General features: G+C 69.9%; 23 protein-coding genes. 6 read left to right on the top strand and 17 right to left on the bottom strand.

Going from position 1 to position 21,797, the window contains the following annotated elements:
• Positions 1 to 122: 122 nt before the first annotated feature.
• The 9 genes from FKD65_RS19115 to FKD65_RS19075 form a co-directional block, all read right to left on the bottom strand.
• Complete coding sequence (locus FKD65_RS19115; RefSeq protein ID WP_141578793.1) at positions 123 to 1,010, bottom strand: hypothetical protein; 888 nt, start codon at positions 1,008 to 1,010, stop codon at positions 123 to 125.
• Positions 1,007 to 1,870 (bottom strand): hypothetical protein, encoded by an 864-nt coding sequence (locus FKD65_RS19110; RefSeq protein ID WP_141578792.1) that lies wholly within the window; start codon positions 1,868 to 1,870, stop codon positions 1,007 to 1,009. Before FKD65_RS19110 ends, FKD65_RS19115 begins: the two co-directional genes overlap by 4 nt.
• Before the next feature lie 201 nt (positions 1,871 to 2,071).
• A complete protein-coding gene (locus FKD65_RS19105) occupies positions 2,072 to 2,965 on the bottom strand; it encodes a hypothetical protein (RefSeq protein WP_141578791.1) in 894 nt (297 codons plus the stop codon).
• 168 nt (positions 2,966 to 3,133) lie between these two features.
• Positions 3,134 to 4,366 carry an acyl-CoA dehydrogenase family protein gene (locus FKD65_RS19100; RefSeq protein WP_141578790.1) on the bottom strand — a complete coding sequence of 411 codons (1,233 nt, stop codon included), beginning with the start codon at positions 4,364 to 4,366 and terminating at the stop codon, positions 3,134 to 3,136.
• 91 nt (positions 4,367 to 4,457) lie between these two features.
• Complete coding sequence (locus FKD65_RS19095) at positions 4,458 to 5,036, bottom strand: GAF domain-containing protein (protein WP_205718710.1); 579 nt, start codon at positions 5,034 to 5,036, stop codon at positions 4,458 to 4,460.
• 31 nt (positions 5,037 to 5,067) lie between these two features.
• Positions 5,068 to 5,655, bottom strand: a complete 588-nt coding sequence (locus tag FKD65_RS19090) for an ATP/GTP-binding protein (protein ID WP_141578788.1) — start codon at positions 5,653 to 5,655, stop codon at positions 5,068 to 5,070.
• The gene (locus FKD65_RS19085) at positions 5,636 to 6,040 is read right to left on the bottom strand and encodes a DUF742 domain-containing protein (protein ID WP_168221099.1); all 405 of its coding nucleotides are present in this window, start codon (positions 6,038 to 6,040) and stop codon (positions 5,636 to 5,638) included. Before FKD65_RS19085 ends, FKD65_RS19090 begins: the two co-directional genes overlap by 20 nt.
• A 49-nt stretch (positions 6,041 to 6,089) precedes the next feature.
• A complete protein-coding gene (locus FKD65_RS19080) occupies positions 6,090 to 6,704 on the bottom strand; it encodes a roadblock/LC7 domain-containing protein (protein ID WP_141578786.1) in 615 nt (204 codons plus the stop codon).
• 88 nt (positions 6,705 to 6,792) lie between these two features.
• Entirely contained in the window at positions 6,793 to 8,400 is a 1,608-nt protein-coding gene (locus FKD65_RS19075) for a sensor histidine kinase KdpD (RefSeq protein WP_141578785.1), read from the bottom strand.
• Between the two features lie 851 nt (positions 8,401 to 9,251).
• Here FKD65_RS19075 and FKD65_RS19070 point away from each other — a divergent pair.
• Positions 9,252 to 9,953 (top strand): haloacid dehalogenase-like hydrolase, encoded by a 702-nt coding sequence (locus FKD65_RS19070; protein ID WP_168221098.1) that lies wholly within the window; start codon positions 9,252 to 9,254, stop codon positions 9,951 to 9,953.
• Here FKD65_RS19070 and FKD65_RS19065 read toward each other — a convergent pair.
• A complete protein-coding gene (locus tag FKD65_RS19065; RefSeq protein WP_141578783.1) occupies positions 9,940 to 11,193 on the bottom strand; it encodes a helix-turn-helix domain-containing protein in 1,254 nt (417 codons plus the stop codon). The genes FKD65_RS19070 and FKD65_RS19065 overlap by 14 nt on opposite strands.
• Positions 11,194 to 11,562: 369 nt before the next feature.
• Here FKD65_RS19065 and fxlM point away from each other — a divergent pair, with 369 nt between their 5' ends.
• The 5 genes from fxlM (at position 11,563) to FKD65_RS19040 (ending at position 17,780) form a co-directional block, all read left to right on the top strand.
• Positions 11,563 to 12,828 (top strand): methyltransferase, FxLD system, encoded by a 1,266-nt coding sequence (gene fxlM, locus FKD65_RS19060; protein WP_205718709.1) that lies wholly within the window; start codon positions 11,563 to 11,565, stop codon positions 12,826 to 12,828.
• A 16-nt stretch (positions 12,829 to 12,844) separates the two neighbouring features.
• Entirely contained in the window at positions 12,845 to 12,997 is a 153-nt protein-coding gene (locus tag FKD65_RS19055) for an FxLD family lanthipeptide (protein WP_141578782.1), read from the top strand.
• 93 nt (positions 12,998 to 13,090) lie between these two features.
• Positions 13,091 to 15,898 carry a lantibiotic dehydratase gene (locus FKD65_RS19050; protein WP_141578781.1) on the top strand — a complete coding sequence of 936 codons (2,808 nt, stop codon included), beginning with the start codon at positions 13,091 to 13,093 and terminating at the stop codon, positions 15,896 to 15,898.
• Positions 15,895 to 16,971 carry a lanthionine synthetase C family protein gene (locus FKD65_RS19045; RefSeq protein ID WP_141578780.1) on the top strand — a complete coding sequence of 359 codons (1,077 nt, stop codon included), beginning with the start codon at positions 15,895 to 15,897 and terminating at the stop codon, positions 16,969 to 16,971. Before FKD65_RS19050 ends, FKD65_RS19045 begins: the two co-directional genes overlap by 4 nt.
• 14 nt (positions 16,972 to 16,985) lie before the next feature.
• On the top strand, positions 16,986 to 17,780 hold the full coding sequence (locus FKD65_RS19040; RefSeq protein WP_141578779.1) for a thiopeptide-type bacteriocin biosynthesis protein: 795 nt from the start codon (positions 16,986 to 16,988) through the stop codon (positions 17,778 to 17,780).
• Positions 17,781 to 17,861: 81 nt separating this feature from the next.
• Here the strand turns inward: FKD65_RS19040 and FKD65_RS19035 are convergent, their stop codons facing one another.
• From FKD65_RS19035 to FKD65_RS44965, 7 genes are all read right to left on the bottom strand, one after another.
• Positions 17,862 to 18,245 carry a hypothetical protein gene (locus FKD65_RS19035; protein ID WP_141578778.1) on the bottom strand — a complete coding sequence of 128 codons (384 nt, stop codon included), beginning with the start codon at positions 18,243 to 18,245 and terminating at the stop codon, positions 17,862 to 17,864.
• A gap of 78 nt (positions 18,246 to 18,323) precedes the next feature.
• On the bottom strand, positions 18,324 to 18,731 hold the full coding sequence (locus FKD65_RS19030) for a hypothetical protein (protein WP_141578777.1): 408 nt from the start codon (positions 18,729 to 18,731) through the stop codon (positions 18,324 to 18,326).
• A gap of 48 nt (positions 18,732 to 18,779) precedes the next feature.
• Positions 18,780 to 19,139 (bottom strand): hypothetical protein, encoded by a 360-nt coding sequence (locus FKD65_RS19025; protein ID WP_141578776.1) that lies wholly within the window; start codon positions 19,137 to 19,139, stop codon positions 18,780 to 18,782.
• A complete protein-coding gene (locus FKD65_RS19020) occupies positions 19,139 to 19,624 on the bottom strand; it encodes a hypothetical protein (protein ID WP_141578775.1) in 486 nt (161 codons plus the stop codon). Before FKD65_RS19020 ends, FKD65_RS19025 begins: the two co-directional genes overlap by 1 nt.
• Positions 19,624 to 19,950 (bottom strand): PadR family transcriptional regulator, encoded by a 327-nt coding sequence (locus tag FKD65_RS19015; RefSeq protein WP_240810238.1) that lies wholly within the window; start codon positions 19,948 to 19,950, stop codon positions 19,624 to 19,626. The genes FKD65_RS19020 and FKD65_RS19015 overlap by 1 nt, the downstream gene beginning before the upstream one ends.
• A 429-nt stretch (positions 19,951 to 20,379) precedes the next feature.
• Entirely contained in the window at positions 20,380 to 21,045 is a 666-nt protein-coding gene (locus tag FKD65_RS44970; RefSeq protein ID WP_205718708.1) for an IS30 family transposase, read from the bottom strand.
• Positions 21,046 to 21,182: 137 nt separating this feature from the next.
• Entirely contained in the window at positions 21,183 to 21,419 is a 237-nt protein-coding gene (locus FKD65_RS44965) for a helix-turn-helix domain-containing protein (protein WP_240810237.1), read from the bottom strand.
• Positions 21,420 to 21,797 lie beyond the last annotated feature (378 nt).

Genomic DNA, 21,797 nt, shown 5'->3' with positions numbered 1-21,797 from the left:
GGATTGACGTACCCTCCGCAGGACAAGTTCCGCCAGGTCCGCCAGGGCGTCCAGTACCTCGATCATGCTGATTCCGGCAGTGCCGTGGTGGGCTGGTTCTGCTTGAGGGGCCGGTTCGCGGGTCACGGCCGTCCCATGCTGGCCCACTGCTCAACGACCTGTTCGTCGACTGGCTCGGTGGCCAGGGTGGCGGACGTGGGTGGTAGCCCTGCTCGGCGGTCGGGGGTGGCTTGGCGCAGGGTGGGCTGGTGTTTGATGAGGCGGGTCGCGCCGTGGGTGGTCAGCAACGCCCACGAGGCCAGGACTGTCGCGGTCAGCGCGAGGAGCGGGGGGACGTCCTGCGAGGGCGGCAGATCATCGGCGGGTTCCTCTCCGGATGAATCGGTGGACAGTCTGGGGGCGATGGTGGTGGCGAAGCGGGTGGGGGCCAGGGGCCCAAATTCCCGCAGGACGCTCAGGGCCTGGTAGCGCGGTCGGCGACGCTGGAGGATGTCGTCGCCGACGGCGACCCGGTTGTCAGCCCACCACGCCATCCATATCCCGTCCGGAATGGATCCCCAGTGGCAGGCGATGAGCGGCACGCCGAGCCCGTCGTAGCCGATGCCGTCTGCCCACCGAAGGAGGCCAGCTTGGGTGGGTGGTTCCGCGATCGGGGTCAGGCCTCGATAGGTGTCCTTTGCGGCGTTGCGCGAGGTGTAGCTGACCATTTGGCTGCCGAGGGTCACAGCGGCGGCGGTGACCGCCTCGTCGAGCCCGTACACGTTCGCCTTGGCGAATCGTGCGGCCTCGTCGGCCGCCAGTGCTCTGGGCTGCCGGTCGGCGGGGAGGGCGGCGATGGCCGGTGGGGCGTTAAGCCTTCCGGCGAGGGCGTGCTCGCTGGCCCATAGTGCTTCGCCGTACCTGATGATGCAGCGATGGGTCGCGCGGCGCAGGTGGAACAGGTGATCGATCCGCTTGTGGGGATCAGGGGCGGCGAACGGGTCGATGTTGAGAGGATCCGGCGGGGTCATCGCACGAGTTCTTTCGGTTCCGTTGGGCGTTGGGCGTTGGGCTTGCTTCGAAGCCACCGGGGCGCGGCGTTGGGGGCGCTGGCGAGTACGGTGGCCACCACTGGGGCAGCCAGCAGCACTGCGGCTCCGACCGGCCCGGTGAGGGCGAGGGCGTTGAAAAGCGTGTGCCCGATGATGATCGGGCCGACCCGGTGGGTGACCCGGTACATCCACCAGGCCGCGGCGGCGAATGCGACAGATGACAGGGCGGCGGCGCCGAGGTAGGCGTGCGGCACCACGCGCAGGACGCACACCGCCAGGAGGATCTGCCAGGCTGGTCGGCGTGCGGCGGCCATCAGCACGGCGGGCAGCGCGAGCAGGGGGATCTCTTCCCGCAGCCCGGCGGTCAGGGCTTGGGCTGCGAACAGAACCGGGTTGTGCAGGCCGGTGGCGTCGGCCTGCTCGGCCTGGCTGGTCACGGCCGGGCCCAACCGTGCGATCCAGGTGTCGGAGAGCATCGCGATGGTGTGCCCGGCCAGGACCACGGCGCAGGCTGCGACCGCGTCCTTATCCCAGCGCCGCGTGACCTTCGAGGCCAGTCGGCTTTGCCAGAGCGGCGTGTTGGTGTCCGCAGCGATCTGTGCGCATAGCCACGCGCCCGCCCCGGCCAGTAGCAGTGTCGCGGCGGTGTCGGCGGCTTGGCCCAGGAGCGGCATCAGCACGGCGCCGGCGATGGCGAGTCCTGCCGCGCGCCCCATCGCACCGCGATGCGTGGCGTGGCGGGCGCGGATCAGCAGCCAGATCCCGGCGGCGGTGAGGCTGAGGGCAGAGACGTTGACGTGGAGCGGGAGTCCAGGCCAATCGGTGTCGGCTCCGGCCATCTCTGCGAGGTTGTTCAGAGCCGTCGCCGCGTGGGGACCGAACAGCACGGTTATGGCGGCCGTGTCACGTAGCAGTGGGGACTGCGACATTGCGGGTTGCTCAATTCTGGGTCGAATCGGGGACACCGGTTCTTCGGGGGAGCGCGGTGGTGATGTCGGCCGAGTGATGTGTGACCACCGGCGCTCCTTCATCGGCGGGGCTCAGGGGACAGGGCGGTGGGCGATGCGGTCGGCTAGGGCCGCTCGCAGTGCCATCGGCGGATGCGTCGGTGCCAGGAACGCGGCTATGGCACCGGTGAGCCGAGACAGGCCCGTGCGGGTGGGCTGCGCGGCGCGGCGCATCGTCCAGAAGGCGCGGGCGGCGTCGGGGCCGGTGGTGCGGGCGGCGGCGTCGGCGGCGAGTTCGTTAGTCCAGCGCAGGAGCATCGTCGCCGCCCATACGGCTGGGGCAACGGCCATCAGAGCGGACAGGGGAAGGAGCAGGCCCATGCCCAGCCAGCCCGCCAGGCCGACCACCGCCAGCAGGTGGTTCAGCTGCAGCCAGGGGCGGCGGACGTGGTTGGTCTCGTGCGTCAGGACGTAGGCCAGAACGGCGGGCTTGTCCAGGACCCGGTCGCCGACCACGATGATTGGATGCCGCCGGTTGGGCAGCACGCCGGCGTTGAGGCGCATACGAGCGCAGTCACAGCCGGTGGTGTCCAGGGTGCAGTGATGGTCGGGCAGCCGGTCGGGGGAGTACACGTGGACGCGATCGGCTGCGGGGAACCGTTGGCGGATCCGCTCTTGGGCTCGAGCCAGGGCCGCGCGCGCGTCCGGATACAGGCCGGTGGTGAGTTGCTGCTCGTAGGCGTCGGCAGTGGCCCAGTCCACGCCTTGAAGGGGGTCGGCGCGGAAACCCACCCAGACACCCAGGACCGCCCAGGCGCCGACCAGGACGGCCAGGGTGCCGGTCACGCCCGTGGCCCAAGCGGGGGACAGCAGGGCCCGGGTTGCGATACCCAGGCCGGTGCCGCTGGCCAGGAGCAGTGCGGGGACGATCAGGATCCTTCGTCTGCTGGCAGCGTGACCGTCCTTGACGACGTACTTGGCGTGCATCGCCTCAGCGAAGTTGCGCTGTCGCGCCGATGTCTGTGCTGCTGGGGTGGGAGAGGTCGTATCGGCCACTTCTTCGCGTTCCCTATGGGTCGGATTGATTCTCTGGCGGAGGGGCTGGGGTCCTCCCCGCCCCGCGCCGGGCGGGGAGGACGGTCATGGCGGACTGGGCTATGCCGCGTGCTCTGGCCTGGTTTGCGTGTGTGCGGGTGGCAGCGCGGTGACGTGGGCCAGCCGGCGTGACCACTGGCCCTTGCCGTCGCCCAGGGCCGATTCGGCCAGGCGTCGCAGCTGGATGTCGCCGGTCCCTGCGGGCGCGTCGATGTGGAAGGCGTCGCGAACCATGCGTTCTATGGGACGGTCGCGGCGCAGCCCGGCCGCCGCGTGGATCTTCATCGCGGCCAGGACTGATTCCATCAGCGATTCCACGCCGCGGTACTTGGCGCTGATCAGCTCGTTGTCGCAGGGCTGCCCGCGGTCAAGCATGTGCGCGGCCTGATAGGCGAGGGTGCGGGCGGTCATCACCCGCTCGTTGATCTGCCCGATCCGCTGCTGGATGGTGGGCAGTTTGGCCAGTGGCTCGTTCCGGCGGTGGCGTTCCTTGACGAACGCGACGGTCTGCTCCAGCAGGGCCTGGTGGATGCCGAGCGCGACAGCCGTCAAGTTCGGGCGTCCGTACAGGACGCTGGAGCTGTAGGCGACGTCCAGCCCGTCGCCTTCGCCGCCGATCATGTTGTCGGCGGGGACCCGCACGTCGTTCAGGACCAGTCCACCGAAGGAGAATCCGTGCAGCCCCAGCGATTGCTGATGCGGGAGCACGTGGAGTCCGACCTGGTTGTCTTCGACCAGGAACGCCGACAGCGACCGGGACCCGGCTGAGGCGGGTCCGGTGCGGACGACCACGCCGTGCGGGCCGCCGAGGTGGGAGTTGCCGACGTACTGCTTGCGGCCGTTCAGCACCCAGTAGGCGCCGTCGCGATGGGCGGTGGCCTGCATGTCCAGCACGTTGCCGCCCGACCCTTCCTCGGTCACCGCGATCGTCGGCATGCAGTCACCTGCCGCGATCCGCGACAGCCACAGGCGTTTTTGCCCCTCGGTCCCGTAGTGGATGACCTTGGCGGCTCCGAGCTGGGACGCCTGGACCATGGCGCCCATCGCCCCCGACACCCGCGCCAGCTCCTCGATGAGGATCGTTTTGGCGAGGTGGCCGGCGCCCATGCCGCCGTACTCGCGGGGGATGGTCACTCCGAGCCAACCCTGCCGGGCGATCAGAGCGGAGGTCTCGACGTCGACGGATTGGCTGGACTCCATCCGGGCCACGCGCGGTGCGACCTCGGCGAGCGCGAAGGCACGGACGGCCTTGCGCAGGTCCTGGTGGTCGTCGGTCTCGAACACAGACACCATCCCCTTTCACATTCGTGGGGCCACTGCCGGACGGTCGGATCCGGCAGACGTCATCGCCGCGGCCTACTCAGCCGCCTTGTCGGCCGCCTGGTCAGCAGCCCTGGTAGTCGGCGCTGCGTCCAGTGCTGCGGCTGGCGTCGCCGTCGATGAGCTTCATCAGCTGTTGCGCGTGGTCCTTGATGAGTACGCGAGAGGGTTCTCCAGTGGACAGCGGCAGCCCGGTGGTGCCGACGATGCAGACGGTCCCCAGGAGTTGGCCGGTGGCCTGGTGGATGAGCGGGGCACCGGCGTAGGTACGGATCCCGATCAAGTCGACGACCGCGTTGGCGGCGAAGCGTGGGTGGGCGTACACGTCGGGCAGGACCAGGGCGTTGCGGCGTTGGACGACCTCGGGGCAGTAGCCGTGGTCGCGCCGCATGGTCCGCCCGACCCGGGGCTTGCCGTCCGGGCAGTGCAGGCCGATGAACTGCTGCTCGCTGGTGACCAGGTTGACCATGGCGTAGGGGACCTCGGCGCCTACGCCGAGCTGGGCGGCGAACGCGGTGGCCAGATCGGCGGCGAAGGCATCGAACCGCTCGGTCGCCTGGCCCAGGCCCAGGTCGGTCAGCAACTGGATCCGCTGCTGAAGCTCTGTCTCGGCGCCGGTATCGGCGGGGGTGTCGTAAGGCACGGGTGGACTCCCAAAGCAACGGGGTGTGAGGTCAGGTCCGGGCGGACAGGGCATGGCGGACCAGGATGATCAGCACGTTGATCACCGAGCGGGCATCGCGGGCGTCGCAGTCCGCCACCGGCACATCGGCGGGCAAGCCCAGGGCCTGGCGGACCGCCTCCGCCGGGTAGCGGTGGGCGGCGTTGTCGAACTGGTTGACCGCCACGACGAACGGGACATCGCGCTGCTCGAAGAAGTCCAGTGCGGGGAAGGCGTCGGCCAAGCGGCGGGTGTCGGCCAGCACCACGCCGCCGACCGCGTTGTGGGCCAGTTCGTCCCACATGAAGTCGAACCGGTTCTGGCCGGGGGTGCCGAACAAGAACAGCGTCATCGGCAGCGGCTTGGTGAGCGTGCGGCGGCCGAAGTCCAGCGTCACTGTGGTGGTGGTCTTGCCGTCCACGCCGGCCAGCGAGTCGACGTGCGCACCGGCGGCGGTCAGGCGCTCCTCGGTGGTCAGCGGCGGGATCTCGCTGATCGCGCCGACCATGGTCGTCTTCCCGGCACCGAATCCGCCGGCGATGAGAATCTTCAGCGCCAGCCGACGGGCCGCTTGATCCAGTTCAGGCGACGGCGAAGTCATGAGCTTCCAGCCCTTCCAGCAGCGCCTGCAGCAGGTGGGCACTCGGGCGTCCAGTGTCGGGGTCGGGCGGCGCGGCGGGTGGTGCGATGACCAGCGCGCCTGTGTCGATCAGGTCCGACAGGAGCGTCTTGGCGACCAGGATGGGCTGGCCGATGGTGGCGGCGATCTCGGCGACCGAGCAGCCGCCCGCCCGGCACAGCCTCAGGGCGTGTGCGGCCTCAGGTGGCAAGGCCCCTGCCTGGGTAGTGCCCGGAGCCGCGCCTGCGGTGGTGTGGGTCGCGGTCAGTACTGTGTCCAGCCGCATCTGGTACCGGGGGCAGGCGCGGCCATCGGGGACCACCACGTAGGGCCGGACCTGCTGCACGTCCTGATCGACCCAGGGCACGCAAGCCGCCGCAGACGGCTGGCCTTCGGGTTGGGCGGCGCTGTGGGCGTCAGTGCTCATCGTTTGAACCTGCATCTCGCAGTCCCGCGCTGGCCTCGGATTCGGTACTGGAGACTTGAGGTGCCGGGGTGTCTGCGCGGGGAGTGCGGGTCGCGGTGACCAGGTGCCGGGCGACGCTCGCGATCAACATGGCCATCCCGTCCGCGACCAGTCCGGTCTGCGCGTCGGGCCCGGCCAGCACGCCCAGCACGCACCCGACCACCGCAGGCCGACCCGTCCCGGCCTCGGTGACGTGCGCCGGGGCGTCGGGGTGTTGGTCGGGGGTGTTCATCAAGATCAGGTATTGGGCGTCGTGCTGGACGATGATCTGCTGGACCTCGCCGACGGGCGGGGAAGTGATCTTTCCGGCGGCTCCACCGGCGGAGTACAGCGCAGCGGCCACCGCTGCGGCATGGTCGGCTTCATCCGTGGTCAGACCCACGGCCGCGAGCACCAGCCCGTCCCGCGGCACCAGGAACGCGCCCTTGATACCGGGTACCTGGGCGCGGAAGTCCTCCAGCAGCCATCCCATACCTTCGCGCGATGCGCTGGCCGGTGCACTGGCCACGCCGGACCCGGCGAGAGCGGTGGAACTCAACGCGGCAGAAGTCGTAGGGATCGTCATTTGAGCATCTCCTGGTCGAGGTCGGCGGATGCGGCTGGGAGCTGCCGATCAGCCGGATGGGTGGTGGTCGCGGGGCTAATCCGTCGGATCACCGGCAGGCGGGTCGGCCGGAGGAACGGTGGTCCCGGAGCTTGGGGAAGCAGAGTCTGCGGGGCCATGGGTCGGCCGGATACTTCGTGGGGTTGCGAGGGCGGCCCGCACCGGCGAAGTCGGCCAACAGGCTCGGGACCGGCCCCCGGTTAGGGCCGTCCTCGCGCTGCGGCCCCTGGCCTTGACCGGCCCTCGACCCCGTCGCGGCCTGCTGGCCGCCCTCGGCGCCAGCCGCAACGTCGGCTACCGACCTCTGCGGGCGGCCCGGCCCCCGACGACGCTGGGGAAGCTTGGGCATCCCGCCAGTGCTGTCGGCTCCGGGCGGAGCAGCGATGCCGGTCGGCCCGGGGGGCTCGGTCGGCGACGTAACCGCGCTCCTCGGCAGGGCAAGCTGTGACGGCGCTGTCGATGCCAGAGGCGGTAAGGCAACGGGGCGGAGCGGTTGCGCGGCAAGGCCGGCGGCCCTGGCCGGAGTGCCCGACTGCGGTGTGGTGGGCCGAGGTCCCTTGAGCAGGACGGCCGGGAGGGCGACCACGGCCCGCGTGCCTTCCGGTACGACCGGGTGCAGACTCACCTGGATCCCGTGGCGCTGCGCCAGCCTGGACACCACCAGCAGCCCGATCGGCCCCGCGATGATCTGGTCCCGGACACTGACGGTGTCCGGGTCGGCCAGCAGCCGGTTCAGCGCCGCATAGGCGTCGGCCGATATCGGCAGTCCACGGTCGGTGATCTCGATGCTCACCCCCGACGGCGCCGGAACCGCCGTCATCTGGACCTGGGCATTGGGCGGGGAGAACTTGGTGGCGTTCTCCACCAGCTCAGCCAGCAGCAGCGTGATCTCCGGCCCGGCATATCCGGGCAGGTCCCCATCCACATCCGGGGGCGGCACCTGGACCCGCACCCTCCGGTAGTGCTCGATCTGCGCGACCGCCTGGCGCATCACCTTGGCCAGCGTCAGCGGCTCATTCACCTGCCGCGCCGTTGCACCACCCAGAACCGCCTGCCGCTCCAGCCCCCTCAGCGTCCGCGTCGTCAGGTGATCGATCTTGAACAGCTCGTGCAGCAGGACAATGTCCTCCACCTCCCGCTCCACCGAGTCCAGCAGCGCCAAGGTTCGGCAGACCAGCAGATGCAGGGGCCGCCCCAGACGGGTGAGGAACTGCTCCTCCAACTCGTAGTCACCTCTGCCCGACTCGACGCCGACGTGCGCCGAACGGGCACGATCGCGCACGTCGATATCGATCGCCCTGGCAACGGCATCGGCAGCCTTCTCTGGCTCGGTGGCCGGAGCGAACGCCTGAAACCAGCGCGCTCCGATCCACCGGCGCCCCCGGAAAGGCCGCTGCCAATGCCAGTACAACTCGCTCGTATCGCCGGGCCCCGGCAGAAGCACCACCAGCCGGCCCACGTAAGGGTGGCGGTCCACCCGCTGCGCGGAAACCGCCATCGCACCCGCAGGCTTCCCCACCAGCCCCGCCGCCGACGCACGCAGCCCTCGGGAGGCCAGGCGACAGGTCAGTTCGTCGGCGTGCCTGCGCGCATCCTCGGACGGTTCGCGCACCTGGTCCTTGCCAGGCCCGACACCGAAGTCCACGTCACCGGTCACCTGACCTTCCTTCCAACCCGGCAGGAGCCTCGACATCGACCGCTGGCGCAACAAGGGCGAGTTCGAGACACCACATGTATGGAGCGACCGCGCCGTGGCCGCGCTCCCCGGGATCCACCAACTCCAGCCCGTCAAGACCCCGGCGACCTGGCCGCGGGCGAGCCTGTGCGTACGGCGATGGGGATCTGGCGTGGGACGCTCTCCCGCCACCGTGATCCGAGACCGCCGGAGAAACGGGCTGGGACGAACGTGGCGCGATTCCGTGAACGGGTTCGAGTGACGCACGAACCGTCTGGGCGCGGTCGGTTTCAGATGCCCACGGTGACGGCGCACCCCAAGTGAGGGCGAATGAAGGGGACACGGTCGCGCACTCTTCTCGTTCGGCGGAGAACCTTGCAGTTCAAGTCAAATGAGTGCGGACACCAGGAGAAAAGGGGAGGACGGGCGAGGCTCAGGGGAGGAATTCCTCCCCGCGGCCCGCCGGGGGGCGCTGGCATGACCGCTGACAGATCTCGCATCGGCGCCTTGGGGAAGCGCAGGAGACGCCAGATGATGGCCACTGACGTGGGTGGAAATACTTCGCGCCATGACCGGCGGGCGGAACCGGCAAAGGCCACGGCGCACTTCCCCGGCCCTTGCTAGGGGACGTCATGCCCACCGGGCTGATTTCGCCGGTACGGCATGTCTGGAATTTGCAGGGCAAAGCTGCGGCACCGGGGAGTGGTGAGAAGCCGGCGTCATCGACTGGGGCGGGATCTCGCGAAGGAGCCCGAACGGTGCCCGGCGCACACGAGCCGATCCCGTCTCAGGGGTCGGGTTGTGGGGGCGCGAGGTGGACATACGATTCGTTTGTGCGAACCTTGGTGCTCTGGGACATAGACCACACGCTGATCAGCATCGGTGAACTCAGCAACGAGATCTATGGCGAGGTCTTCCGCCGGGTCACCGGGTGCCCTCTGAAGAAGCTCGCAGACATGACCGGGCGCACAGACCTCGCGATCACTGCCGAAACCCTGCGGCTCCACGGTATCGACCCCACCGACGAGATCATGAAGACCTTCGCCGAGACGCTGGCTGAAGCGTTCTCGGCGCGGCAGAACGACATCAGGACGCGCGGCCAGATTCTGCCGGGGGCACGTGCCGCAGTTGAGGCGCTCGACAGCCGGAGCGACGTGATTCAGTCCGTGCTGACCGGCAACATGCGTCCGATCGCCGTGTGCAAGCTGGCCGTGTTCGGGCTGGATGAGTTCGTTGATTTCGAGATCGGCGCGTATGGCCTGGATGACGCCGAGCGGCCGCCTCTGGTGAAGCTCGCCCAGGCGCGCGCGGAGCGCCGGTACGGCGAGACGTTCGACGCCTCCACCACGGTCTTGGTCGGCGACACTCCGAACGATGTGCTCGCCGGCCACCAAGGGGGCGCCCGCGTGGTGGCGGTCGCCTCCGGGGCGAGCAGCGCAAACGATCTGCGGGCGGCCGGCGCGGAACTCGTCCTTGAATCCCTCGCCGACACCGACGCCGTTATCCGGGCGGTGCTCGACGTCAGCCGGTCGTGACGCGGTCCACCAACGCCTGTACCTCTGGGACGTCGTAGGGCTGCATCCGTGAGACCAGCTCGTCGAACCGTTCGTCTATGCGCGCCGACCCGATCCGCGATGCGAGGTCGTACGCTTCGCCCGCCACACGGGCCGCCTGCTCCGGTTCGTCCTGGAGCAGATGAGCAGTGGCAAGTCGCGTCTTGTAGTGCGCGATGTCGCGGGCGTGGTCCGGCGTGGTGGTCTCGGCGAGGTGAAGCGCGTTCGTAAGCGCAGCGACAGCCTCAGCAGGTGAGAGCAACTCCTGAAGTGCCAGGTCCAGCAGGCACGCGCCGCGCTGAGCCACGATCTCGACTTCGCTGACGTAGGCCGTCCATTGAGGCTCGTCGTGGGGGTCGTCACGGGCGTGCTCTGTGGCGGCGAGGTCGAGCTGCTCGCGGGCTGTGTTGACGTCTCCTAGCCGGGCGTGCGCGCGTGCCGCTCGGTTGTGCAGCGCAGCGCGGGTGCGAGGGGTCGCTTCGGCGCGGGCGAGGCTGAGGGCGGCTTCGGCCAAGGCGCGCGCCCGTTGGGGCCTGTCGCGGTAGAAGGCGTGCAGGCTCATGTATCCCATGGCGTGTGAGGCCAAGCCCAGGTCGTCGGTCTCGTGCGCGGCGTACACCGTCGCGGACAGGTAGCGGGAGGCGTCTCCATGTCGGGTGGCGTCGATCGACAGCCACCCTGCCATCTGGGTTAACCCTGCTACTGCCGTCAGAAGCCGCCGCTGAGTTCGGAGCTTGAGGGCCGTATCGTTGAACAGCCGGAAGGCCGCAGTGACGTGCCCTTCGATGACATGGCACAGTTCGTTTCCGCCGAACTCGTCGTCGAGCCGGTAAAGCCTGCTGAGCAGCGCTTCGACCCCCTCAACCGCCAGCGGGCGGGAAGACTCGGCCTCCGCGGATGGGGGCGACACCAGCAGGGACAAGGGATGGGCGTCACCAAAATTCGGGGAAGTCTGAGCGTCGGTCTCCGCGCCGAACAGCTCCTCCCAGGTGCGGTCGGTCGCGCGAACGTACAGCTCGCGGTACCGGGCGGACGGCGCCCACTTGCCTGCCTCCCACTGTTTGATCTGGTCGACCAGGCTCGCCACGTGCGGCAGGCGGACCCGCTCGTCAGGGTCGGCGGCGGCCCGTAACCGGCGCGCCATCTCCGAACGCGACCAGTGCGGCGGCGCCTCCCGGGCCGCGCGCAGGCGCCGCCCGATCTCCTTGCTGCCGGGGGTCACTGCGATGCACCTTCCGACGACGTAGGGAGGATTTCCTCCCCTGCCCACCTCCAGTCTTCCCCTGGAGGTGTGGCGCCTGCCACCGGTTCACTAATGGTGACCGCACGACGACCATCGATCGAAGCCAGGACGGCCCCCATGAACTTGATCCTGCACCACCAGGGGCAGGACAGGAATTCACTGAGAGCAGTCTTGATATCACTTACGGCGATCATGCAAGCTCGCCAGACCTGAATTGGCCCCGTCCGGCTCGGCCCATCCCGGCCGACCGACTCCGACGAACCAGACATTTCAAGGAGGCTTTTCCGCGATGACATCGCAGAGTGCCCCGTCCCTAGACCGGGTCGCACCCACCCCCGGAGGCGCGTTGTGAGTGTGGACACCGCGAGCCGCGCGGACCGGGCAGAGGAGCTCCGCAACGCCCTGGTCGACACGATCATCGCCGACCACGAGGCCAAGGGCCTGACGATGCCCACCGAGGTGGAACGGGCGATGCGGACGGTTCCCCGCGAGGTGTTCACCCCGGGCGTCCCGCTGGAGAAGGCATACGAGAACACCGCGGTTATCACCAACCGGCGCGGCGACGAGGCCACCAGTTCGGTGTCGGCGCCATACCTGATCGCGGAGATGCTCGGTCAGGCCTCCGACGCGCTCGGGGGCTTGGAGGGCCGCGATGTCCTGGAAATCGGCAGTGGCGGCTACAACGCCTCGCTGCTGGCCGAGATCGTCGGCCCGGCGGGGTCGGTCACGACCATTGACATCGATCCCGAGGTCACCGATCGGGCGACCGCATGCCTGAAGAAGGCGGGCTACAACGACGTCACCGTCGTGTGCGCGGACGCCGAGCACCCGGTCGAGCCGAGCCGCCGCTTCGACCTGGTCATCGTCACCGCAGGGGCGTGGGACATCCCGCCCGCTTGGCGGGAGCAGCTCACTAGTGACGGTGTGCTCGTCGTCCCCCTACGCACGTTCGGGATGACCCGATCGTGGGCGCTGCGGCGATCAGAAGACCACCTGGTCAGCCACAGCCACCGCCAGTGCGGGTTCGTTTCAGTGCAAGGCGACGGTGCTCACCAAATGCGCTACGTCGACATCGCCGACGGCGTCCACCTGAGGCTCGATGAGGGGCAGCAGACCGCCCCCGACGTCCTCTCCGACATGGTCGCTGGCATCCTCACCCAGCCTCGCCGGGAAGCGTGGGCTGGCGTGAGCCTGCCGCCCCGCACCGTGCTGGCCGACCTGGACCTCTGGCTGGCCGCCCGCCTCACACGCGAGGCAGGCGAGTTCGTGATTCTGACGGCGCAGGAGGCGGCCGTCGAGTCTGGAATCGTCGCGCCGTCGTGGCGGTTCGGAGCCCCCGCCACCCTCGATGAGGGCACGTTCTCCTACCGGTCGGCGTTGCGCTGGACCGATAGGAAGTTTGATCTCGGCGCATACGCCCACGGGCCCGAGGCCGCCGCGGCGGCCGGGCGGATGGTCGAGCACATGCGCGCGTGGCTGGACGCCGGCAGTCCGTCTCCGGCCCTGCAGATCCTGCCCGCTCGCACTCCCACCGGCGAATTGCCGGACGGGACCGTCCTGGACAAGCGGCACAGCCGCATCGTCCTTACCTTCCCCACCGTCAACTCTGGATGAGAAGGGAACCCTCCTGATGGGCGACGACGAGTACACGCTGGACCTCCGCCTGGTCGACTCCGGGGACATCGCCAGCGGCCACGCCACCAGCACCGACGACAACTGCGGCTCGGGCAACACCGGCTCGAACGCCTGCACCACCAACGCCGACATCGGCGGCGTGCGCTGACCCCCGCCGGGCCCGGCTCTTTGCGCACGGGGCCGGGCCCGGCACCCGTGCGCGACCACCTTCCTTCCAACCTTCCGGGGCGGTGAGCGACCCATGTTCCAAGCGACAGGTGCGGCGCTGATCAGAGCCGCCGCCTACCCCGATGACCTGGTCCTGCCCGCCTGGCCTGACCTGACCGCCGACCAGCCCGCGCAGTGGCTGCAGTGGCTGCGGCAGGCGTGGGCGCTGCCGGAGTTCGCGGCCACCGTCACTCCCGCCGCCCCCGACTTGGCCGCCCAGGTCACCCGCGCTCTGGACGGAGAGGCGGTCCAGACGCGCCGGTTACGGCGCATGGTGGAGGCCACGATCCGGTACCTGCTGAGGTGGACAACCCGCGCGACCCCCTTCGGTCGCTTCGCGGGCGTGGCGCCGGTTGAACTCGGCCCGCACGCAGCGGTCCACTGGAGCGGGCGGCACCGTGCGGTGGCCCGTCCCGACGACCGTTTCGTCGCCAAGTACATCGCGCAGGCCGAGCGGGATCTACCGGTCCTGCGCACGGTCTCGGTGATGACCAACCCCCTCGGATACGCCCGGGGCGGGCGGTGGGTGCTGCCGTGCGCCCGCGCCGAGCACGACCGGATCTGGGACGTTGAGATCGCCCTGACCGATCCGGTACGGGTGGCGGTCGAGACGGCCGCCTCCGCGATCGCGTTCGGGGACTTGGCCGCCAGGGTGGCCGACACACTCCCTGGCGGTACGGCCGAAGCGGAACAACTGCTGACCGCGCTGGTGAACGCAGGGGTGTTGCTGTCAGCGATCCGGCCACCTATGACGGTGACCGACCCGGCCGCACACCTGGCCCACCACCTGAACCGACCCGAGCCCAGCCACCAGACCGCAGTCGACCTGCGGGTCGGCTGCTCGGTGACGCTGACCCCCGCCGTAATCGCCGCAGCCGAAGACGCGGCCGGAACGCTCACCGCCGTGGCGCCACGCCTGCCCGGCTGGGCCGCCTACCACCGCGCGTTCATCGAACGGTGGGGCCCAGGCGCCGCCGTGCCGCTGCGCGAAGTAGTGAACATCCTGGGATTCCCTGCCGGGTACCGCGGCTCACCCCACCGCGACCCGGCGGCATTCACCACCCGCGATGCGTTGCTCGCCGACCTTGCCCAGCGGTCGGCCCTGGACGACTGCGCAGACATCGTGCTGAATGATGAGCTCGTCGCCGCGCTGCGCGGCGACGATGCCCGGCCACCGATACCGCACACCGAACTGCGGTTCACCCTTGCCGCGCACACACCACGCGACCTCGACCGGGGCGCGTTCACGTTGACCGTAACCAGCGGTGCCCGACACGCCGGGGTCGCGGCCGGACGGTTCCTGCACCTGCTCACCGCCGGCGAGCTGGAGCGCTTCCGCGACGTCTATGCGGGCCTTCCGACCGCGATGCCCGGCGCGGCCATCGTGCAGTTGTCCGCGCCTCCGCTTCAGACCCGCCTGGCCACCGTGGCCCGCACGCCCGAGCTGCTTCCCGTGCTGCCGGTCGGGGACTTCCACCCCGATCCTCACTGGACGGTCGCGGACCTAGCAGTGGCCGGCGACGGCGAGCGGCTGTGGCTGGTATCGGCCACCACTGGGCGGCCGGTCGAGCCGCTCCTACTCAACTGCGTGATGTTGCCGACTGCCCAGCAGCCGCTCGTGCGGTTCTTGACCGAGATCTGGACGGCATGGACGGCCCCGTGCGCCAGGTTTGATTGGGGGCACGCCAGCGGTCTGCCGTTCCTGCCGAGGGTCCGGCGGGGCCGTGCCATTCTGCATTCGGCCCGCTGGACCATCTCGGCGGCCGCACTTCCCGGCCGCGCCGCGTCATGGCCGCAATGGGAGGACGCCTGGCAGCGACACCGCGAACAGCACAGTGTGCCGCGTGAGGTTCTGATCAGCCAGGATCGCGGGTTCGACGATGTGCGGCTGCGCCTGGACCTGAATGAGCCCGCCCACCTGGCGGTGCTGCGCAGCCATCTCCACCGGTACGGCGGCGCCGCCCTCACCGAAGCCGACGGGCCGTCCGGCTGGATCGGTGGCAGGCCCGCCGAACTCCTGCTCACCCTCACCGCGACACCGCAGCACCCCCCGCGTCCGGCCCGACCAGCCCGTCCAGCCTGCACCCTGCAGCACCGGCCCGGACGGTCGCGGTGGCTGGATGCCCGCCTGTACGGCCGATCCCCGGACATCCTCACCGACATCCTCGCCCGCCTCCCCGGCCTCCCCGCGGACTGGTGGTTCCTGCGCTACCCCGACCCAGCCCACCACCTGCGACTACGAATCCCGCTGCGCGATAGGCGCGAGTTCGCGAGCGCCACTCATGACCTCGCCCAGTGGGCGGAGCGCCTGCACGACGACGGACTGGTGGTCGACTACACCCTGGCGACCTACCGGCCTGAAACCCGCTACGGAAGCGGGCCGACCCTGATCGCAGCCGAGAAGGTTTTCGCCGCTGACTCCCGCACCGTCCTCGGGCGGCTGTCAGGCGACCGGGAGGCCGCTACCGCCGCCGGAATGATCAACATTGCTCACGGATTCACCGGTGGCAACGGCCTGCAGTGGCTCGTCAACCACATGCCGCACCGCAGCGGACCGCGCCTGGATCCCGCGCAGCTCGCCCGCGCCAGCACTCCCTACCCGGACGACGACCCGGACACCTCAGCACTGGCGGGGACGCTGGCCACGTATCGGGCCCGCGCCGACCAGGACGGGCTGGATACCGATCAGGTCCTGGCGGACCTGCTGCACCTCCACCACACCCGCATGATCGGCGTCGACACCGCATCCGAGGAGCACTGCCTACGGCTGGCGCGCGCGATCGCCCACACCCACCTCCATACCGGACGCCACGACCGAGACACCGTGGCCGACATCCCATGAGCAGGGAGCAGAACCTCGCCGAGGGAGCCGCCGGCGTCGCCCTTCTCCACCTGGAAACCGGCAACTGGGACGCCGCCTACGCGACGCTGCAGGAAGCCGTCTCCGGCGGCGTCAGCGTCGCCACCGGGGCCAGCCTCTACTACGGGGCTCCGGCCCTGGCGTTCGTCCTCGCCGCGTCGGACCAGCCGGAGCTCACCCGCGCCAAGGCCGTCGCCGCCGCAGGTACCGCGACGGTGACACGCCAGCGCCTGGAGGCCGCCCACCGGCGTATCGACCAACAGCGGCGCCCGGCCTACGCCGAGTTCGACCTCATCCGCGGCCTTACCGGACTCGGTGTCGCCCTCCGCCGCATCGGCGCCGTCGATCTGCTCCGCGACGTGCTGACGTACCTGGTCCGGCTCACCGAGCCGCTCGACGAACTCCCCGGCTGGTGGTGCCCGACCGGTCCCCACTGGAACAAGCCCGGCCCCGCCGGAGGCCACAGCAATCACGGGATGGCCCATGGAGTCACCGGGCCCCTCGCCCTGATGGCACTGACAATGATCGACGGAGTCCACACCGACGGGCAACTAGCGGCGATCGCCCACATCTGCCAGTGGCTCGACCAATGGGAACGCCAGACCGATGCAGGCCACGCATGGTGGCCACAGATCATCACCCTGGACGAGTTACGCCAAGACGCTGAGGGCCAGCCGGGCCCGTTGCGGCCATCCTGGTGCTATGGGACCCCGGGCATCGCCCGCGCCCAGCAACTCGCCGCCTGCGCCCTCGGGGACACCGACCGCCAGAAGAAGGCCGAGACGGCCTTCGTGGCGTGCATGAGCGACCCCCAGCAGTTGGCGCGCCTCACCTGCCGCGGCCTCTGCCACGGAACTGGCGGCCTCCTGGCGGCTGGCCGGCGCATCGCCGCCGACGCCCTCAGCCCGATTCCCGTCCCTCGACTGCTGGACCTGCACCGGCAAGCCATTGCCGCCCCCGACGAGCCACCCGGCCTCCTCGACGGAACGGCCGGTGCGAACTTGACCGCCACTGGGATCGCCACATCCTGGGACGCCTGCCTCCTGCTGTGCTGACGAAAGGCCAGAGCGTGGACGAAACCTCCCCGGAAACCTCCTGGACGCAGGTGAACATCGACTTCCCCAGCCAGGACCCCCAGGAGCGCGAACGCCAAGCCGTCGCCCATCTGGGCTCGGTCCTCCCCGACGCCGAGGTGGACGGCCTCATCACCTCTTGGTTCTTCATCCGCAAGGACCGCTGGCGCATCCGCTACCTACCCACCGAAACAAGCAACCGCGGCGACTGCTCCGTCCACCCCCTGCTCACCCAAGGCGTCGCCTGGACCAGCGACATCTACGAACCCGAGATCCACGCCTTCGGCGGCCACGCCAGCATGGACACCGCACACGAACTGTTCCACGCCGACAGCCGCAACCTGCTCGCCTTCCTCAACGGCGCCCCCACCGACCGCAGAGAACGATCACTGATCCTCTGCACCGCTCTCATGCGGGCCGCAGGCCTGGAACTCGAAGAGCAAGGCGACGTGTGGGCCCGAATCGCCGAACAACGCTCCGTCCTGCGCCGGGAACCACCCGAGCCCGCCACGTGGGCCTCCTTCACCGACGACGTCCGCCAACTTCTGCTCGGCACAGCCCGGCCAGAAGACATCGGAAACGACTGGCTCACCGCGTTCGAGAAGGCAGGCAGACAACTGAAAGCCTTGCGAAACAGCGGCCGCCTTACACGAGGAATCCGCAGTGTGACCGCTCTCCATGTGATCTTTCATTGGAACCGGATCGGAATCCCCGGCATTGCACAGGCTGCACTCGCGCAGGCCGCGAACGAAGCGATCTTTCCCGGCATGGCCGCCGCTGACCTGGCTTAACCAGGTGCTTTCCTGGCCGAGGCCGTGCTGACGCCGGTTCCACCCCCTGCGGACGAGGACATCGCCCCGCGAAGCGCCGCATCAGGACGGCGCCCGCCGATATGCGCCTTTGGCCCGGCGGCTCCTGGCCGCCCGCACGTCGGACGAGCACAAGCGGATCCTTGCCGAGAGCTGCCAGGAGCGGCCTCGACCCCGAGCGCCCCTGACCGGGTACAAGCCTCCGGTCCCGCCCGCACGGGTGAGCCCGCACACCTTGACGCCGCACTGTCCGCCCACGAGCCCGCCGGGGCGGACGCCGAGCAGTGGCAGCGGGCTGCGGGCCGCGTCGGCGCCGCTGCCCGCGCCCTGCGCGACCTCCCGCACGGCGACCTCGCCTGATGGGCGGCGGTCGCGTCCGATACCGCCGGGCTGCTCAGCCTGCTGGTCGACCGCGTTGACGACGGCGAACTGGCCGCCGCCGCCCACACCCTGGCCTGGCCAGCCCAGACACCCCCCTCGCCGAGCACCCGCGCCCACCACGGCGCCCACCGGTCCCCGGCGGGATCAGACCTGGCCGAGGTCGCCCGGTTCGTCCGCGCCGCCACCCGCCGCGGCAGCACTGAGAACGCCGCGGTCGCAGTGGGGATTGCCGCGCTGGTCCTGGCCCTGCTGGCCGTGGTCCGCCTCATCCAGGCCTGGCACGCCCGCCAGCAGCACCGCCGGCAGGCCGCCGTCCTGCACACCGGATACGGGCGCTGCCGGACCGCCGCCCGCGCCCACGTGGCCATCCACTCCGTTTCCCAGGTCATAAGCGCAAACAGGTGAACCATCTTGAGTGCGGAGGTCGGCCATGGCGTCCTCAAAACGGCGAATCCGCCAAAACTCGAAAAGTGAGGCACATCTGTGCATTTCTCGTTGCTGGGAACCGGGGCCGTCATCCGTGTACGACCTCTTAGGCTGCACCGCCAGCATCCCCTGCGTCGAAATCCGGAACCGCCGCGGCGGGGGCACTTCTATTCGTCAGGACCGGGGCTCGTGGGGGGGCGCCGGCCGCGGGGACGGCACGGACGCGTCGGCCGGGTTCGGCGGCGCGGCCGAGGGGGCGGCTGGCGGGGCCGGTTCGGGCTGCCCAGTCATCCAACGCAGCAGCCGGAAGGCGCGCTCGCACACCGGGTCCGGGGCGAAGACGGCGGTGAGCAGCATCAGCAGCATCACCGCGCACTCGGCGGCGTACAGCACGACCGCCAGCCCTGGATCCAGCAGCATCACCACCGTCGGGACCGCCAGCAGCGTCGCCGCCAGCCCGAACGAGCCCCGCCGGGTGGGCGGCCGACCGACCGGCGGCGCCGAGACCGAGGCGGCGGGGACCCGGGACCTCATCAGTCCGACCCGGACGGACGGTGCCGGATGCCCGCCAGCGCGCGCGGCAGCTCTCCCGCCCATGCTGCCCAGCCGGCGACGATGACCGCAGGAGCGTGCGCGAGGAAGTCGTGTAGCAGCGCCTGGTGCCGTTCGGGCGCGAAGTCGTAGAGGGTGACCTCGACGTCCTCCAGCCACCGCCGCCGGGCTGGCGGTGCCATCACCGCCGCCGCGACCCGCACCAGCCGCCCGTCCGCCACCTTCCGGTGCCGCGCCCCACAGCCCCGCAGGCGACGGCCCCACTCGGCCCGGAAGATGCTGCGGCTCCCCGTTCGCCTGTCGCGGCGGACCGATCTGCGGGCGAGGATTAAGGCGCTGGCCGTGACGCCGGTGCTGACGGTGGCGCCGACGCTGGCTGGCCCGCCGTCGACGGCGGCGGCGATGAGAATGAGGGCAAAGGCGAGGGCGAAGACGACAGCGACAAGACGACGGTCATAAGGGGACATCAGAATTCACCGCCTTCTCCGGCCAGGTCGCGCAGCGCGGCGCGGCGCGGGCGGCGGGCGGCCGACAGGGCGGCGCTGGCCTGGGCGGCGCCATCGGCAGTGAGGCGGTAGTAGCGGCGGGCCGGGCGTCCTTCGGTGTGCGGGTCGATGTCCTCTTTGCGGGAGGTGACCCAACCCTCCTTCTCCAGGCGCAGCAGGATCGGGTGGACGGTGCCGGGCATCAGCCCGGTCTCCTCCGAGAGTTCCCGTCCGTACAACTCGCGGGCGGGGTTGCGCAGCAGCGCCTGCAACACCAGCTGGGTCTGCAGCGTCATCCGTGGCGGCATGTCAAAACTCTAACTAGGCTTCCTAAGCCTTGTCAAAACTCTAACTAGCCCCTGCAGTCGCCCGCTGCAGGGCGTCCGGCGCCGTCCGGGGCCTGGGCAGCGACCCGGCTGAGAGCGCCGCCCGAGGGGTCAGGCGGAGGCCTGGGGGCGCTTGAAGGCGATCAATGCTCTTGCCCCCGATGCCCCCGAGGCCCCCGGAGCGGCCCGAGGCGGCCCGAGGCGGTGGCCCGAGCCCCTCGGCGGCCTCCCGGCCCGCGGATTGGCAGCCGTCAGCCGATCGCCTTCAGCTGCGGGCGAGGGCCGCGTGCCGGACGCCAGTGGGCAGGAACGATCGTCCGTCAGGATCGGCGGGCTCGTCGCTAGTCCGGCGTTCTCCCGCGCGGTAGCACCGAAAGGCTCCGCGCACGATCATGCGCCGCTCGCCGGTCCCTAGAGAACGGACCTCATCAACATGATGCCCGGCCCGTATCCAGGCGACCGCGCCAGCGACCGCCGCACCGGTGGTTGAGGTCGGCGGCGATGGCGTCCGGTTCTGCTTGGGTGAATGTGCTCAGGTCGCGGTTCTTTGGGCAGGTACTGGCGCAGGAGGCCGTTGGTGTTTTCGTTGGTTCCTCTCTGCCAGGGGCTACGACGTTTGCAGAAGTAGACGGGCATGGCCGTGTCGGCGGTGAAGCAGGCGTGTTCGGCCATCTCGCGACTGCGGTCCCAAGTCAGCGTTCGCCGCAGGTGGGGTTCGATCTGCAGCGCGGCGCGGGTGAGATGCGGCCGGACTTGGTGGGCTTTGAGGCCGTCGGGAAGCGCGACGAGGCAGACCAGGCGGCTGGTGCGTTCGACCAGCGTGGCCATGGCAGAGGGCCGAGTTCCCATAACCAGATTGCCTTCCCAGTGGCTACCGGTCTTGCGGTCGTCGGCCTCGGCGGGACGTTGGCTGATCGGCAGCATGTCGCGGATGCGGCCGCGGCCGCTGGGCTGGCGGGCCTTACGCGGAAGCCGCATCAGGCGGCCGGTGCGCAGTTGACGGGACAGCTGCCGGTTGATGGGCCGGCGCCTGGGGTCGCACAACGCCAGGTAGATGGTCTCGTGGGAGATCCACATGGTGGGTCGTCGGGCGAGTCAAGGCGCAGTCGACCGCTGATCTGCTGTGGTGACCAGCGTCGTGCAAGCAGTTCCTCGACCACGATTCGCAGATCCGGGCGCTCTGCCAGCTTCGCCTTCTTGGGGCGACGGGCTCGTTACTCGGCGGCTGCATCGTCCGTGCCGGCGCGGTAGGCCTCACGGCCGCTGTTACGCACGATCTCCCGGGACACCGTCGAGGCCGGACGGCCCAGCCCGCGGGCGATGGCCCTGCCGGACAAGCCCGCGGCGATGCCCCGGGAGATCTCCTCACGCTCTTCAGCCGTCAGGTGCCGCAACGGCCGGCATCGCGGGGGACTCTTCAGTCCACCGGTCTGCAGCAGGAACCGCCGCACATGCTGCAGCTGCGCTTCTATACCATGGCAATACAGCCCAGCGACTCACCACTACGCCAACGATTCCACAGCTCCTCCTGCCGAGCCGTCGAGAACCCGTAGTCCCGCACTCGCACCTCCGAAACGATCAAGATCATCTTCGGTGATGCATGACCCCTTGAATCCAAGATCGTTTTCCGACACCCCCATGGAAGCAATGGGTTACAGGCCGGATGCGGTCGTTGCCACCGATCACGGCATCGTGAACGGTGGGTGTGGTGACCGCGTCAAAGCGTTGTGGGCGAGGTGGCGCCAGGCGGCGCGCATGGCCGTGTGAGGCGGGGGCTGGAGCCGGTACGGCGGCGCTGGGCACAGGCGCGGGCTCGGCGTGAGGGCAAA

Source organism: Actinomadura sp. WMMA1423, from assembly GCF_006547145.1.
Taxonomy (GTDB): domain Bacteria; phylum Actinomycetota; class Actinomycetes; order Streptosporangiales; family Streptosporangiaceae; genus Spirillospora.
Note: the sequence above shows the minus strand (reverse complement) of the source record. Positions and strands in the feature narration are given on the sequence as shown.

Excerpts from the sequence above, each read along its gene's own strand:
- FKD65_RS19115 (WP_141578793.1), bottom strand. The coding sequence starts at position 1,010 with ATGACCCCGCCGGATCCTCTCAACATCGACCCGTTCGCCGCCCCTGAT.
- FKD65_RS19110 (WP_141578792.1), bottom strand. The coding sequence starts at position 1,870 with ATGGCCGGAGCCGACACCGATTGGCCTGGACTCCCGCTCCACGTCAAC.
- FKD65_RS19030 (WP_141578777.1), bottom strand. The coding sequence starts at position 18,731 with ATGCTGGCGGTGCAGCCTAAGAGGTCGTACACGGATGACGGCCCCGGT.
- FKD65_RS19020 (WP_141578775.1), bottom strand. The coding sequence starts at position 19,624 with ATGTCCCCTTATGACCGTCGTCTTGTCGCTGTCGTCTTCGCCCTCGCC.
- FKD65_RS19090 (WP_141578788.1), bottom strand. The coding sequence starts at position 5,655 with ATGACTTCGCCGTCGCCTGAACTGGATCAAGCGGCCCGTCGGCTGGCG.
- FKD65_RS19015 (WP_240810238.1), bottom strand. The coding sequence starts at position 19,950 with ATGCCGCCACGGATGACGCTGCAGACCCAGCTGGTGTTGCAGGCGCTG.
- FKD65_RS19055 (WP_141578782.1), top strand. The coding sequence starts at position 12,845 with ATGGGCGACGACGAGTACACGCTGGACCTCCGCCTGGTCGACTCCGGG.
- FKD65_RS19100 (WP_141578790.1), bottom strand. The coding sequence starts at position 4,366 with ATGGTGTCTGTGTTCGAGACCGACGACCACCAGGACCTGCGCAAGGCC.
- FKD65_RS19045 (WP_141578780.1), top strand. The coding sequence starts at position 15,895 with ATGAGCAGGGAGCAGAACCTCGCCGAGGGAGCCGCCGGCGTCGCCCTT.
- FKD65_RS19105 (WP_141578791.1), bottom strand. The coding sequence starts at position 2,965 with ATGCACGCCAAGTACGTCGTCAAGGACGGTCACGCTGCCAGCAGACGA.
- FKD65_RS19050 (WP_141578781.1), top strand. The coding sequence starts at position 13,091 with ATGTTCCAAGCGACAGGTGCGGCGCTGATCAGAGCCGCCGCCTACCCC.
- FKD65_RS44970 (WP_205718708.1), bottom strand. The coding sequence starts at position 21,045 with ATGTGGATCTCCCACGAGACCATCTACCTGGCGTTGTGCGACCCCAGG.
- FKD65_RS19025 (WP_141578776.1), bottom strand. The coding sequence starts at position 19,139 with ATGAGGTCCCGGGTCCCCGCCGCCTCGGTCTCGGCGCCGCCGGTCGGT.
- FKD65_RS19080 (WP_141578786.1), bottom strand. The coding sequence starts at position 6,704 with ATGACGATCCCTACGACTTCTGCCGCGTTGAGTTCCACCGCTCTCGCC.